13 protein-coding genes are annotated in these 14,407 nt (G+C 64.6%); 12 read left to right on the forward strand and 1 reads right to left on the reverse strand.

What is annotated here, in order from left to right; translation table 11 throughout:
• Nucleotides 1–17: 17 nt before the first annotated feature.
• The 3 genes from pgi (at nucleotide 18) to DEH80_RS04250 (ending at nucleotide 3,022) form a co-directional block, all read left to right on the forward strand.
• Nucleotides 18–1,664 carry a glucose-6-phosphate isomerase gene (pgi, locus tag DEH80_RS04240; RefSeq protein ID WP_109719223.1) on the forward strand — a complete coding sequence of 549 codons (1,647 nt, stop codon included), beginning with the start codon at nucleotides 18–20 and terminating at the stop codon, nucleotides 1,662–1,664.
• Nucleotides 1,665–1,733: 69 nt separating this feature from the next.
• A complete protein-coding gene (locus tag DEH80_RS04245) occupies nucleotides 1,734–2,102 on the forward strand; it encodes a PA2779 family protein (protein ID WP_109719224.1) in 369 nt (122 codons plus the stop codon).
• Between the two features lie 83 nt (nucleotides 2,103–2,185).
• Nucleotides 2,186–3,022 (forward strand): PA2778 family cysteine peptidase, encoded by an 837-nt coding sequence (locus DEH80_RS04250; protein ID WP_165831286.1) that lies wholly within the window; start codon nucleotides 2,186–2,188, stop codon nucleotides 3,020–3,022.
• A gap of 145 nt (nucleotides 3,023–3,167) precedes the next feature.
• Here the strand turns inward: DEH80_RS04250 and queG are convergent, their stop codons facing one another.
• A complete protein-coding gene (queG, locus tag DEH80_RS04255; RefSeq protein WP_109719226.1) occupies nucleotides 3,168–4,259 on the reverse strand; it encodes a tRNA epoxyqueuosine(34) reductase QueG in 1,092 nt (363 codons plus the stop codon).
• 12 nt (nucleotides 4,260–4,271) lie between these two features.
• Between queG and DEH80_RS04260 the strand changes: the two genes are divergently transcribed.
• From DEH80_RS04260 to hflC, 9 genes are all read left to right on the forward strand, one after another.
• Nucleotides 4,272–5,768 (forward strand): NAD(P)H-hydrate dehydratase, encoded by a 1,497-nt coding sequence (locus tag DEH80_RS04260; protein WP_109719227.1) that lies wholly within the window; start codon nucleotides 4,272–4,274, stop codon nucleotides 5,766–5,768.
• Nucleotides 5,765–6,250 carry a tRNA (adenosine(37)-N6)-threonylcarbamoyltransferase complex ATPase subunit type 1 TsaE gene (tsaE, locus tag DEH80_RS04265; RefSeq protein ID WP_109719228.1) on the forward strand — a complete coding sequence of 162 codons (486 nt, stop codon included), beginning with the start codon at nucleotides 5,765–5,767 and terminating at the stop codon, nucleotides 6,248–6,250. Before DEH80_RS04260 ends, tsaE begins: the two co-directional genes overlap by 4 nt.
• Nucleotides 6,251–6,349: 99 nt before the next feature.
• Nucleotides 6,350–7,690: an N-acetylmuramoyl-L-alanine amidase gene (locus DEH80_RS04270; RefSeq protein ID WP_109719229.1), complete on the forward strand. Its 1,341-nt coding sequence runs from the start codon at nucleotides 6,350–6,352 to the stop codon at nucleotides 7,688–7,690.
• Nucleotides 7,691–7,756: 66 nt separating this feature from the next.
• Nucleotides 7,757–9,610, forward strand: coding sequence for a DNA mismatch repair endonuclease MutL (gene mutL / locus DEH80_RS04275; protein ID WP_109719230.1), 1,854 nt, complete (start codon nucleotides 7,757–7,759; stop codon nucleotides 9,608–9,610).
• Nucleotides 9,607–10,560 carry a tRNA (adenosine(37)-N6)-dimethylallyltransferase MiaA gene (gene miaA, locus DEH80_RS04280; protein ID WP_109719231.1) on the forward strand — a complete coding sequence of 318 codons (954 nt, stop codon included), beginning with the start codon at nucleotides 9,607–9,609 and terminating at the stop codon, nucleotides 10,558–10,560. The genes mutL and miaA overlap by 4 nt, the downstream gene beginning before the upstream one ends.
• A gap of 83 nt (nucleotides 10,561–10,643) precedes the next feature.
• Complete coding sequence (gene hfq / locus DEH80_RS04285) at nucleotides 10,644–10,892, forward strand: RNA chaperone Hfq (RefSeq protein WP_109719232.1); 249 nt, start codon at nucleotides 10,644–10,646, stop codon at nucleotides 10,890–10,892.
• Between the two features lie 95 nt (nucleotides 10,893–10,987).
• Entirely contained in the window at nucleotides 10,988–12,271 is a 1,284-nt protein-coding gene (gene hflX / locus DEH80_RS04290; RefSeq protein ID WP_109719233.1) for a ribosome rescue GTPase HflX, read from the forward strand.
• Between the two features lie 77 nt (nucleotides 12,272–12,348).
• On the forward strand, nucleotides 12,349–13,506 hold the full coding sequence (gene hflK / locus DEH80_RS04295) for an FtsH protease activity modulator HflK (RefSeq protein WP_109719234.1): 1,158 nt from the start codon (nucleotides 12,349–12,351) through the stop codon (nucleotides 13,504–13,506).
• Nucleotides 13,506–14,378 carry a protease modulator HflC gene (hflC, locus tag DEH80_RS04300; RefSeq protein WP_109719235.1) on the forward strand — a complete coding sequence of 291 codons (873 nt, stop codon included), beginning with the start codon at nucleotides 13,506–13,508 and terminating at the stop codon, nucleotides 14,376–14,378. The genes hflK and hflC overlap by 1 nt, the downstream gene beginning before the upstream one ends.
• Nucleotides 14,379–14,407: the final 29 nt, after the last annotated feature.

Raw genomic sequence — 14,407 nt, forward strand, 5'->3', positions numbered from 1 at the left:
ACAGAAACCCGCTGCTGATGCGCCCCAAGGGTGCTTCGGCGGCCGCTTGGTCCCAGCTCGGAGCTGCGGTCGAGGCCCTCGGCCAGCGACGCACGCCCGAGCTGTTCGCGGCAGAGCCTGATCGCGTCGAGCGCATGAGCCTTGAGGCGGCTGGCCTCTACCTGGATTTTTCCAAGCAGCGCGTGGACGCAGCCGGCCTCGAGGCCCTGTGGTCGCTCGCCCAGAGCGCTCAGGTCACGGACCATCTGCGTCAGCAGTTTGCGGGCGATGCGGTTAATTTCACCGAAGATCGCGCCGCGCTGCACATGGCCTTGCGCGCACCGCGCAATGCGCATCAGCCCCCCGGCGGGCCGGCGATTGCCGAGGCCGTCCATGAGGTGCTCGATCGCATGGAAGCCTTTGTGCACCGGGTGCGCTCCGGGGCTTGGACTGGCGCGACGGGAGAGCCCATCACCGATGTTGTCAACATCGGAATCGGGGGCTCCGACCTGGGTCCACGCATGGTCTGCGAGGCGCTGGCCGAGCAGGTGCGCGGGCCGCGGCCGCATTTTGTCTCCAATGTCGATGCTACGGAGCTCTCCCGGGTGTTGGCCGGCTTGCGACCGGCTTCGACGCTGTTCGTCGTGACCTCCAAGTCGTTCGGTACGGCAGAAACCCTGGCCAATGCGCGCAGCGCTCGGGCCTGGCTCGTGGATGCATTGGGGGATGCCGCCGTCGCCAAGCATTTCGTGGCCGTGTCGACGGCGGCCGAGCGCGTGTCTGACTTCGGCATTGATGTCGACAATATGTTCGGTTTCTGGTCCTGGGTAGGTGGGCGCTACTCACTGTGGTCGGCGGTGGGTTTGTCGATCGCCTTGTCGCTGGGTATGGACGGCTTCCGTGCCTTGCTTGCCGGTGCCCATGCCATGGATGCGCATGTCCGTGACGCACCGCCGGAGGGCAACGCGGCGGTTTGGATGGCGTTGATCGGTATCTGGAATACCAATGGTTTGCAGCTGCCATCCCAGGTGATCGTCCCTTATGCCCAGGCCCTGGCGCGCGTGCCGGCCTATTTGCAGCAGCTGGAGATGGAGTCCAACGGTAAGACTGTCAACAGTGACGGGGTGGCTGTGCAGCAACAAACAGTCCCTGCGCTGTGGGGTGACGTGGGCACCAACGGCCAGCATGCCTTCTTCCAAATGTTGCACCAGGGGCCGACGGCCCTGCCGGTGGACTTCATCCTGCCCGTCTCGCTGGACCACGGTCATCCCGATCAGCACCGGATGCTGATCGCGAACTGTCTCGCGCAAAGCGAGGCGCTGATGCAGGGTAAATCGGCAGGCCAGGTGCGTGAGGAGCTGAGGTCTCAAGGTTTGTCGGGCCAGGCTTTGGAGGACGCCGTTCCCCATCGCGTGTTCGAAGGCGGCCGGCCCAGCACCACCATTTTAATGTCCTGCATCGACGCCCGTTCGCTGGGCGCCTTGCTGGCGCTCTACGAGCACAAGGTGTTTGTCCAGAGCGTGGTCTGGGGAATCAACGCCTTTGATCAATGGGGTGTCGAGCTGGGCAAGCAGCTCGCCAGCGTCATCGACGACGAGCTGCGGCTGGCCGTGCCCGGCGAGCACGATCCCTCCACGGCCGCACTGCTGCACCGCATTGTGGATGGCCGGACTGCCGAAGGTTGAGCCGTCTGCTGCTAGTTGTGGGGCCTTCCGGTACTGTATGAGCCCCTCTTACGAGCAATGGAGTGCGAAATGATGCGAACTGCAAACCGCTGGATCGTGGCCGGGCTGGTCAGCGTGCTGGTGAATATGGGTGTGCTGGGCGCGGCTTCTGCCGCCATGGTGGGGACGCAGGAAGCCATGCGTGGGGATCACCGTGCGCAGATCGATCGGGTGCTGTCCCGCGATGATGTTCGCCAGACGCTGCTGGCCTATGGCGTTTCCGAGGAACGCGTGGATGCCCGGCTGGATGCCATGACCGATGCCGAGTTGGCGCAGCTGGCCGACGAATTCGAGCAGATGCCGGCTGGCGCCGGGCTGGTCGAGGTCGTCGGGATCGTCTTCATCGTGCTGATCATTCTGGAGCTGGTCGGCGTCACCAACGTCTTCAGCAGCTTCTGAACCGACTGATCCTGCTCGCAGCCGTCGTGCTCGGCGGCTGCGCGCATCTCCCCTCCGCCGAGCGTGCGGGGTCAGGGCCGCTGTTGGAACTGCACCAGACGCCGTTCTTTCCACAGCAGCGTTATCAATGTGGTCCGGCGGCCCTGGCAACACTGCTGGTTGATAGCGGTGTGGAGACCTCGCCCGCGACCCTGATCGATCAGGTTTGGATTGAGGGCCGTCAGGGGAGCCTGCAGCCAGAGTTACTCGCCGCCACGCGCCGGGCCGGGCGGCTACCGGTGGTGCTTGAACCGCAGCTGGATGCGCTGGGGGCGGCCATTGAAGCGGGCTACCCCGCACTGGTGCTGCTGAACCTGGGGCCGCGCTGGTGGCCGATGTGGCATTACGCCGTCGTCATCGGGATGAGTCAGGATGGTTGGCTATTGCGCTCCGGGACCGAACCGCGACGATTCATGGATCATCGCGCGTTTGAGCATGCCTGGCACGGCGGGGGGCGCTGGGCGGTGATCGCCGCGCATCCCAGTCATGTGCCGCGTCCGGCCCACCTCGAAGCCTGGATTCGTGCCGCGGATGACCTGGCGCGTGTCGGCTTCTCCGCGCTTGCCGAGCAAGCACTGGCCTCGGCCACAGGTCGCTGGCCGGATGCCGCGCTGGCGTGGTTTGCCTATGGCAACCAGCAAGCCGCAGCAACCGATTGGTCATCTGCGGCCCAGGCGCTCACGCGCGCCGTTGCGCTACGCCCGGACTGGACACCGGCGATGAATAACCTCGCGACCGTCTGGCTGAGCTTGGACTGTCCCGAACGCGCGCGTCCTCTGATGCCCCGATTGGCCTCCGCGCCCGAAGACTATGCGGCGAAGACCCTGGCGGAGTTTCAAGCCCATCAGGCGACCGGCCCCTGTCGCTATGACCCCCAATAATGCGCATTGAGCAAGGCCCGGGCCGGGCGGCCAGCCGTCCCTTGGGTGCGGGCAGCTGGTCGGGCGGCAAAAGCGCCTGGCTGCGACCAGTGTTTCTGCAGCGTCTGGGTCGCCGCTGTGCTGCGGGGTGGGCGAGACGGCTGAACTAATCCGCGGCTTCGAGTTGCTGCAAGGCCCATTGCACATGCTCGCGGACCAATGGCGAGGGATCATCCAGCGCCCCCCGCAGCGCCTGCCGACTCTCGTCGCTGGCTGTCGCGTTGCCCAGGGCCACCGCAATATTCCGTCGCCAGCCGGCGTAGCCCGTCCGGCGGATGGGCATCCCTTCTGTCCTCGAGAGGAATTCGTCCTCTGACCAGGCGAATAAATCGACCAGGCGGGCGGTGTCGAGGCCGTGGCGTGGTGCGAAATCCGGTTCGCGTGTCGCCTGGGCATAGCGATTCCACGGGCACACGAGCTGGCAGTCGTCACAGCCAAAAATCCGGTTGCCCATGGGCTTTCGCAGGCCTTCCGGAATAGACCCCTTATGTTCGATGGTCAGGTAGGCGATACAGCGCCGGGCGTCGAGTTGCTGGGGCCCGGTAATCGCTTGCGTGGGGCAGATCTCCATACACGCCGTGCAACTGCCGCAGAGGTTTTTGACCGGCGGGTCATCGTCCACCGGCAAGGCCACATTGGTGAGAATCTCGCCCAGAAAGAACCAGGAGCCAGCATCGCGATGCAGCAACAGGCTGTGCTTGCCGATCCAGCCCAGGCGCGCATCTCGTCCCAGTGCCTTTTCCAGGACCGGGGCGCTGTCGACAAAGGGGCGCGACAGTGCCTCAGGTGCCGCTTCTTGCAGTCGCCGCGCCAGCTGCTTGAGGCGGCCGCGCATGAGTTTGTGATAGTCGCGGCCCAGTGCATAGCGCGAGACATAGGCACGGTCCGGGTCATCGAGGCAGGCCTGCATGGCGTCGGCCGACTGCGTCCGGTAATTCATGCGCACCGAAATACAGCGGATCGCTTCGGGCTGTAGCCGGGCCGGGTCGGCGCGCAGATCGGTATGCCGAGCCATGTAGTCCATGCTGCCATGGCGGCCTTCGCGCAGCCATTGGTGCAGGTGTTCCACGTCTTCAGCGAGGTCAAAGCCGGTGATGCCGACGCCATCAAACCCAAGCTCTGTCGCCCAGTCGCGGATACGGCCGGCGAGGACCTCGGGTGAGGGGGTGGCGTTGGGGGGCTGGGTCTTCACCCTCATATAATGCCGTGCATGAACCAGCTTGCGCTTTATCAGCCAGCCGATGTGCGCCAAATCGATGCGGCGGCGATCGAGCGATGCGGCATCCCCGGCTATGTCTTGATGCAGCGTGCGGCCGCTGCCGCCTATCAGGAGGCGGTACAGCGCTGGCCAGCGGCCTCTCGGTGGGTTGTGCTGGCCGGTCTGGGCAACAACGGGGGAGATGGCATTGAGCTGGCACGCTTGGCGCGCGCTGACGGGCGCAACGTTCAGCTGCTACTCGGTGGCGATCCCGCGTCCCTGACCGGGGCCGCCGCCGAGGCCTGGGCGGCCTGGCAGGCAGACGACGGTCCAAGTCCCGCGAACGAACTGGGTGATCTGCATCCTGAAGACCTGGTGGTCGATGCCTTGTTCGGGATTGGATTGTCGCGGCCGGTCGAAGGCAGGGCCGCGCGATGGATTGAAGCGGTTGTCGCCGCGAAGGTTCCGGTGCTGTCGCTGGACTGCCCGTCCGGGCTGGATGCGTCATCTGGCCAGATGCTGGGGCCGGCGATCCGCGCCGCTGTCACGGTCACATTTATCGCCCGCAAGCTAGGGCTTTATCTGGCCGACGGACCCGATTGCGTCGGCGAGGTGGTGCTGGCCGATTGTGATGTGCCGCCGGCGGCCTTCGACGCGGTGGAGCCTGCGGCGCAGTTGTTGGGTCCCAGGGCTTTGCGGCAGACCTGGCCGACGCGGACCACACACCAACACAAGGGGCATTTCGGCCATGTACTCATCGTGGGTGGTCAGGCCGGCATGCCCGGTGCGGTGCTCATGGCGGCAAGGGCGGCGTTGCGCAGTGGCGCCGGGCTGGTCAGCGTGGCGACGCACCCGGCGCATGCGGCCTTGTTGCCATTGGCGCAGCCGGAGCTCATGAGCCACGCCATGGATGACCCGGCGGCCCTGGTCGATCTCATCGAGCCTGCCACCGCCGTGGTTTGCGGGCCGGGGCTGGGGCAAAGCGAGTGGGCGCGGACCCTGCTGGAGACGGTCTGCGTGAGTGCGGGGCCTCGCGCCGTGGTGCTGGATGCCGATGCGCTGAATCTGCTCGCCAGTTCGCCCGTGGACCTTCCTGAGCGCAGCGTGCTAACACCGCACCCCGGTGAGGCGGCTCGGTTGTTGGGCACGACGACCGCAAATGTGCAGGCAGACCGTCTGCGGGCCTTGTCGGCGCTGGTGGCCCGGTCGGGGCGGGCGGTCGTGCTCAAGGGCGCGGGTAGCTGGGTGGGCGCACCGGGTGAGCGGCCATCGCTTTGCGTGGCCGGCAATCCCGGTATGGGCACAGGGGGGATGGGCGATGTGCTGTCCGGTCTGCTCGGAGCCGCCCTAGCAGGGCCGATGCGTGCCGGGGCACTGGCGCCCTTGGTGGGCGGGGCCGTGTTGGCGCATGCGCTGGCAGGGGACGAGGCGGCAGATCGCCTGGGGCAGGCGGGACTATTGCCCAGCGATTTGATCGCATCCCTGCCCAACATTATCCCGCGGCCATGACAACGGTCATCAACTTCGATCTGCCGGATGAGGCGGCCACCCGGGCATTGGGAGCAGCGCTGCTCGACCAGGCGCCAGATGCGGGTGGACGCACACTCTGGGTGGCGTTACACGGCCCGCTGGGTGCGGGTAAATCGACACTTGTTCGTGGCGCGTTGGCGGCTCTCGGCTGGGACGGTCCGGTACCGAGTCCGACCTACACGCTGGTCGAGCCCTACACCGTGGACCGCGAGGTCTGGCACCTGGACCTATACCGGCTGGGCGATGCCTCTGAGTGGGATGAATTGGGCGTTGAGGATGCCGCGCCCGACTGCTTGCTGATCGAGTGGCCGGAACGTATTCCAGAGCTGGCGTCCCGATTCGACCTGCACGTCAGCTTGGACTATCGCGAGGCCAGTCGGGTGGTTCAGCTGCAGGCGAGTAGCCCGACCGGAGCGCAGTGGCTGTCGAGGCTTAGGGGCTATTTCCAACCCATCACCTGAGTTTTGTTACGTAAACCACTAAAATAATTCAACAAAACACTTGCCAGTGCCGCATGGCCTCGTTATCGTCTCGTACATCTGGGTGCAGAGGGGATCGCCATGCAACGGTGCCTTCGACTGAACACACTGCAACTTGTCTTCGTGCTGCTGGCGTCGCTGGCCAGCCCAGCTGTGTCTGCCAGCGTGGTGCTCAAGGATGTGCGCGTATGGCCCGGGCCGGATTCGACGCGGGTCGTGTTCGACCTCTCCGGCGATATTGATCACAAGCTGTTTACGCTGGATGACCCCGCGCGGGTCGTGATCGATGTGCCAAATGCCACTCGGGGCACCGTGGCGGGTGCTGACGGGCGCGGCATCGTCCAACGTGTGCGTACCGGACAGCGCACGCCCGACACCCTGCGGCTGGTCGTGGACCTGGAGTCTTCGGTTCGTGCCAAGTCATTTACCTTGCCGCCCAGCGGTCGCTACGGGCATCGCCTCGTTGTCGATCTGGATACCGGGCCGGCGAAGATCGGGCCCGTGGCTGCACCCCAGCCGGCGGTCGAGCTGCAGGACAAGCCCATCATCATCGCAATCGATGCGGGCCACGGCGGCGAAGATCCGGGTGCCCGCGGTGCGCGCGGCACCAAGGAAAAGGACGTGGCGTTGGCTGTGTCGCGCAAGCTGGCACGGTTGGTGGACGCCCAACCCGGCATGCGTGCGGTGTTGATTCGGGACGGTGACTATTACATCGACCTGCGAGAGCGGACCCGTCGTGCGCGCGCGGCCCAGGCTGACCTGTTTGTCTCGATTCATGCTGATGCGTTCACCGATCGGCGTGCCCGCGGGTCGAGTGTTTATGTGTTGTCGCAGCGCGGCGCTTCCTCGGAGCATGCCCGGACACTTGCCCGGCGTGAGAACGAATCCGACCTGATCGGCGGCGTGCGTCTGGATGACAAGGACGATGTGTTGGCGTCGGTGCTCATCGACATTTCGCAAACGGCCGCCTTGGAAGCGAGCTTCGATGCCGCCGAGCGCATGCTCTCCAACATGGGTGCCATTAATCGACTGCACAAAGAGACGGTCCAGCAGGCCAACTTCATGGTGCTCAAGGCACCGGATATTCCCTCCGTGCTGGTTGAAACCGCCTTCATTTCCAACCCAGATGAGGAACGGCGACTCACCGATCCGAATTTTCAGGAGCGGCTGGCGAGAAATCTGCTGGCTGGCATCCAGGGTTACTTCTCGGATTACCGTCCCCGAACCACGCTGGCTTCCGCCCGCGTCGACGGACCGGTGGAGCCAGCTCCAGCCGAGGCCTACACGGTGCGGCGCGGGGATACCCTGTCGGAAATCGCGGCGCGATTTCGGACCAGTATGTCGGCCCTGCGCCTGGCCAATGACCTGGCCTCGGACACCATCCGAATCGGTGATGTGCTGACGATTCCATCTGGCGGCTAGTCAACGACGAGCGCCTGGGCGCGCGGGTCCATCGCATGGGCGGCGACGCATCGCTACCATGCGCGCATGTCAAAGCGAATCATCCGTCAGCTCAACGCTGATCTTATCGACCAGATTGCTGCCGGGGAGGTCATCGAACGACCGGCCTCCGTTCTCAAGGAGCTGCTCGAAAACGCCATCGATGCAGGGGCTAGGCAGGTGGATGTCGAGGCCGGTGGCGGCGGCATACGCCTGCTGCGGATACGAGACGACGGTCATGGCATCCCCCCGGAACAAATCCCCCTGGCCATGGCGCCGCACGCCACCAGCAAGATCACCTCGCTGGATGAGCTGGAGCGTGTGGCCACGCTGGGCTTTCGCGGTGAGGCCCTGCCCAGCATCGCCTCGGTATCGCGGCTGAGCATTCGCTCATCCACCGACGGCGATGGGGGCTGGGAGGCAACCGGGCCGTACCGGGCCGGTCAGCAGGCCGCGCCTTGCGCGCATCCGCGCGGCACCACGGTGGAGATGCGCGATCTGTTCCACAACGTGCCTGCCCGGCGCAAGTTCTTGCGCACCGAGCAGACCGAATTCCGTCATATCGACCGCATGCTCCGGCGCACGGCGTTGAGCCGGTTCGAAACCGGTTTTCGCCTGTCACACGATGGTCGGGTGGTGCGCGACTATCCAGCGGCCACCACGGATGCCCGCCGGGCCAGCCGCATCGCCGATGTGGTGGGCAAGGGCTTTGTCGAGCAGACGATCGAGGTGGATACGTCACGGGCCGGTCTGCGCCTTTGGGGCTGGCTGGGCCAGCCGAGCATTGCCCGCTCGCAGGCTGACTGGCAGTACATGTTCGTCAATGGGCGGGCGATCCGAGACAAGGTGGTCACGCATGCCATCAAGCAGGGGTTTGGTGATGTGTTGCACCACGCGCGGCAACCAGCCTATGTGCTGTTCCTGGAGATGGACCCGGCCGGCGTCGATGTGAATGCGCATCCCGCCAAGCACGAAGTCCGGTTTCGGGACCAGGGCAAGATTCACGGGTTTCTGTCCCATGTCGTGTCCCAGGCATTGGCCGGTGCGGCGCCGACCAAGCCACACCATGCCGAGTTTGCGGCGCCGGCCTCGACCCATGCTGCGCCCGCCTTTGCGCTGGGTGGCGGCCAGTCGGGACTGCGCTTCGGGACCGGGGAGTCGCGTGGGCTGTATGACTGGGCCACGCGGCCGGTTGCGGATAACCCGGTCGATGCTCCCCAGGTCAACCCGGACACCGGCGAGTTATTGACCGGAGCTTCGGAGGAGGCGGCCTTGGAGACGTCACCCGTTGTTGAGTCGCCGGATGAGGCGACCGTCCCCCCACTGGGTTACGCCCGCGCCCAGCTGCATGGCGTATACATCCTGGCCGAAAATGCCGAGGGGCTGGTCTGTGTCGACATGCACGCTGCCCACGAGCGCATTGTCTACGAGACGCTCAAACGTCAACGGGATGCCGGGACCGTGCCCAGTCAGCCGCTACTGGTGCCGCTGGATGTGTCGGTTTCGGAGCGTGAGGCGGACTTGGCCGAGGCCTGCGAGGCTGTTTTGGCTCAGGGAGGGTTCGAGCTGACCCGGGCCGGACCCACCACGGTGACCGTACGGCGCGTTCCCACCGTGCTGGCAGATCTGGATATCGCTTCGCTGTTGGCGGACCTGCTGGGACGGATGGAGCAGGAGGCTGGTGCCGGCCGTGAGCTCAAGCGCTTGAGTGACGAGCGCCTGGGGACCCTGGCCTGCCATGCCTCGGTCCGCGCCAATCGCCAGCTCAGCACAGCGGAGATGAACGCGCTGCTTCGGGACATGGAGCGCACCGAGCGCAGCGGCCAGTGCAACCATGGTCGTCCCACCTGGGTGCAAATCAGTCTCAAGGAACTGGATCGTTTGTTCCAGCGTGGCCGATGAAGCCGCCGGTCGTCTGCCTGATGGGGGCCACCGCCACCGGGAAGACCGACATCGGACTGGCACTGGCCGACCGCTTTCCCGTGTCGTTGATCAGCGTGGATTCGGCACTGGTCTATCGCGGAATGGACATCGGCACTGCCAAGCCTGATACGGCAACCTTAAAGGCTTATCCCCATGCGCTGATCGACTGTTGCGAGCCGGAAGAGGCCTACTCAGCCGCCCGCTTTGTTGAGGATGCAAGGCGGCTGGTCTCGGCGGCTCACGAGCAGGGGCGTTTGCCCGTGCTCGTGGGCGGAACCCATCTTTATTACCGGGCTTTGCTGCGGGGGTTGAGCGAACTCCCCAGCGCCGATCCCGCCACCCGAGCCGAAATCAGTGCGCGGGCCGAACAGCAGGGCTGGCCGGCTTTGCACCAGGCGCTGGCCGAACACGACCCGGAAACCGCCGCGCGGTTGCATCCCAATGATGCGCAGCGGATTCAGCGGGCACTGGAGATCATCGCGCTGACGGGGCGTCCGCCCAGCGCGCACTACGCCAAGAGCGCCCAGCAGGCAGCGGGGACAGGCTGGTCTGTGCTTTGCATGGCGGTGGCCGACGACGACCGAGCCGCGCTGCATGCCCGTATCGATCGGCGATTCGACGCGATGATGGCGGCGGGTTTTCTGGACGAGGTTCGCGACCTTCGCAGGCGGCCGGGCCTGCACCCGGAACTGCCGTCGATGCGCAGTGTGGGCTATCGCCAGCTGTGGTCGCATCTGGCGGGTGAACGGTCTCTGGATGAAGCGGTCGAAGCGGGCAAGGCAGCCACGCGTCAGCTGGCGCGGCGGCAGTGGACTTGGCTGCGTAAAGAGCCTGATCTCGTCTGGTTGACGGCCGATCAGGCCCCTGTTCAGCAGGCGATCGGCCATGTGGAACAGCATTTACGGGGAAGGGGTGGCAACAGCTTGTGATAGGCTAATCGCTCGCGGTCACCACCGACTGAACATAATAACTTTGGGTTTCAAACGCCCGGCTCGCGCCAAAAGGATTGGTCATGTCTAAGGGACAAATTTTGCAGGAGCCTTTTCTTAATATCCTGCGCAAGGAACGCATCCCGGTTTCTATCTATCTGGTCAATGGCATCAAGTTGCAGGGGCAGATCGAGTCGTTCGACCAGTTTGTCGTGCTACTCAAGAGCAACGTCAGCCAGATGGTCTACAAGCACGCGATTTCCACCGTCGTGCCCGCCCGCAACGTCCGTGTGACGGAAGGTTTGGGCTATAGCACAGGCGACGAGGAATAAGCCGCGGCGCCCGGGATGCTCGTTTGACGGCGGGGTGTGTCTGAACACGCCCTGGCCGCAACTGGGCGCGCTGATGCGTCCGGAGGCAAGCATCCATGTTTGAACGCCCTCAGCTCGGGCAGCGATCGCTGCTCGTCCACCTGGACTTCAACGACTGGGATTTCGACGAATCGCATCGCGAGTTCGTTGAGCTCGTCGTCTCTGCCGGCGGAGAACTCGTCGGTGAGATCGGTGGGCGTCGGCAAACACCCGATCCGCGCTACTTTGTCGGCTCCGGAAAGGCTGAAGAGATTGCCGAGCGCGTGCAGGCCGAGGGGGCCGAGGTTGTCATCGTCAATCACGACCTCAGTCCGAGCCAGGAGCGCAATCTGGAGTCGCGGGTCAAGGCGCGCGTGCTGGACCGTGCCGGGCTGATTCTCGATATCTTTGCCCAGCGCGCACGCTCCCACGAAGGCAAGCTGCAGGTCGAATTGGCGCAGCTCGAACATCTGGCGACGCGGCTGGTCCGCGGCTGGTCACATCTGGAGCGCCAGAAGGGCGGCATCGGCCTGCGTGGCCCCGGCGAGACCCAGCTGGAAACCGACCGGCGCCTGCTGGCGCAGCGCATCAAAAATCTCAAGCGCCGTTTGGACGAGGTCCGCGCCCGTCGCGAGCTGGGCCGGCAGGCCCGGCGTCGCAATGCGGCGCCGACGGTCTCCCTCGTCGGTTACACCAACGCGGGTAAGTCGACGCTGTTCAATGCTCTGACCCGGGGCGAGGTCTACGCGGCCGATCAGCTGTTCGCCACGCTGGACCCGACGCTCAGGCAGCTGGCCCTGCCTGCCGGCGAGCCCGCGGTGCTCGCCGATACCGTGGGGTTCATCCGCGACCTGCCGCATGAGCTGGTGGCTGCATTTCGGGCCACTTTGGAGGAAACCATCGAGGCCGATCTGGTCCTGCATGTCATCGACGCCTCGGATCCGGAGCGCGCTGCGCGAATCGATGACGTCGAGACGGTGCTCAAGGAAATCGGGGCCGACGCCATTCCCAGACTGGAGGTCTACAACAAGGTTGACGCCAGCGATCAATTCGATGTCGGCGTCAGCCTGGGTGATGACGGGCAGCCTTGGCGGGTTTATGTTTCCGCACTTCGGCAACAGGGGTTGGACGCGCTGCTCGAGGCGATCGCCCTGCGCCTGCGGCCGGATATGGCGCGCTTGACCATCCGGATTCCCGCGGCTGCAGGTCGACTGCGTTCACGCCTGTTCGCCATCGGCGCAGTGCATCGGGAGACCAGTCTGGACGATGGCCAGCAGGAGCTGGAGCTGGCGATCCCCCATGAACAGTTCGATCGCATTTGCCGGCAGGAAGGAATCGACCCCGATCGCCTGCACGCCTGAATCACAAGCGGGTGGGGCTGTTAGAATGCCCGCCGTTTTTGTCCTAACCGAACTACAGCACTCCAACGGAGACATCCATGGCCTGGAATGAGCCCGGCAATAATGGGCAGGATCCATGGGGTCGACGCGGCGCCAACCAGGGGCCGCCCGATCTCGACGAAATGCTCAAGAAACTGCGCGAACGCTTTGCCGGGGGGAACTCCGGCGGTGGCGGCAGCAGTGGCGGTGGTGGGGGTGGCAAGCTGCTCAAGGGCTTGTTGCCGCTGGTGATTGCGGGTGCAGTCGCCCTGTGGCTGCTATCGGGTTTTTATGTGGTCGACGAACAGCAGCGCGGCGTCGTGCTGCAGTTTGGCGAGTACGTGACGACCACCGAACCCGGCTTGCGCTGGCATATGCCGTCGCCGATCCAGACGGTGGAGCGGGTCAATGTGACCGCGGTGAATGCGCTGACCGAGCGTGCCTCAATGCTGACCAAGGATGAGAACATCGTCGACGTCAGCTTGCAGGTGCAGTATCGCGTCCGCTCGGCTGAGGAATACCTGTTCAACGTGCGTGATCCGGTCCGTACGCTGAAAGAGGCGACCAAGTCGGCGATTCGCGAGGTCGTGGGTAAGTCCGACATGGACTTCATCCTCACGGCGGGTCGTGAGGCCGTCGCCGCGCAGACCAAGGAATTGCTGCAGAACACCATCGATAGCTACGACGCCGGCTTGCTGGTGACCGAGGTCAACCTCGAGGAAGCCACCGCGCCGCAACCCGTGCAGGGCGCCTTTGCGGATGCCATCAAGGCGCGTGAGGACCAGGAGCGACTGATTAACGAGGCCCAGGCTTACGCAAACGATATCCTGCCGCGCGCCCGCGGTGCTGCGGCGCGTGACATCGAGCGCGCGCAGGGCTATCGCGAGTCGGTGGTGGCCGAGGCCCGTGGTGAGACGGCGCGGTTCAAGGCACTGCTCGCAGAGTACAAGCAAGCTCCGCAGGTGACGCGAGATCGCCTGTACCTGGATGCCATGAACGACGTGCTCAGCAGCACCAGCAAGATCATGATCGATTCCGACAATGGCAACTCGCTGATGTATCTGCCGCTAGACCAAATGATTCAGTCGATGGGCGCCATCGAGGGCCGACGCCAAAGCGAGCGCAACAGCTCGGCGGATTCGGGGTCCAGCTCCGGTTCGAGCTCGACACCTTACCGCTCCGCCTATGAAGACAGCCGTACACGGGGGCGTCGCTAATGTCAGGTAAGCAATTGTTCCTGCTCGTCATCGTGCTGGTGGCGGCATTTCTGGCGCTGGATTCGGTGTTCGTCGTCGACGAGCGCGAAAAAGTGCTGGTGTTCCAGCTGGGTCAGATCAAGCGATCTGACAGCGAGCCGGGTCTGCACTTCAAACTGCCGGTGGTGCAGAACGTGCGGACTTTCGACTCGCGCGTGCTCACCCTGGATGCCGACGCCGAGGAATACCTCACGCTCGAAAAGAAGAACGTGAAGGTGGATTTCTACGTCAAGTGGCGGATTGCCGATGTTGCCCAGTACTACCGGGCGACCAGTGGTCTGGAGTCCAACGCACTGTCGCGGCTGTCCTCGATCATCAATCAGGGGCTGCGTGACGAATTCGGCAACCGCACCATCCGTCAGGCGGTGTCGGGTGAGCGCAATGACATCATGCGCCAGATGGAGGCGAATGCAGCCGAGAAGATCGCTGAGTTCGGCATCGATCTCGTCGACGTACGCATCAAGCGCATCGACCTGCCCGATGACGTGAGCGATTCGGTCTACAACCGGATGCGCTCCGAGCGTCAGCGCGTCGCTGCCGATTTCCGCGCCCGTGGTGCCGAGGAGGCGGAGAAGATCCGCGCAGCGGCCGAGCGTGAACGCCAGGTGCTGCTGGCCGAGGCCTATAGCGAGGCCGAGGAAATCAAGGGTGAGGGTGATGCGGAGGCCGCGGACATCTACGCCAACGTCTTCGGCGAAGATACGGAGTTTTACAACTTCTATCGCAGTCTTGGCGTGTACCGCGAAGGCTTTAAGGATCGCAGCGATGTCCTGGTCCTCGAGCCCGATGCTGAACTCTTCCGCTACTTCAAGAGCGGTGCCGACGGTCGTTAGCGACCCGTTGGACTTCCGGGTCCGCGACA

This window comes from Abyssibacter profundi, assembly GCF_003151135.1.
Taxonomy (GTDB): Bacteria; Pseudomonadota; Gammaproteobacteria; order Nevskiales; family OUC007; genus Abyssibacter; species Abyssibacter profundi.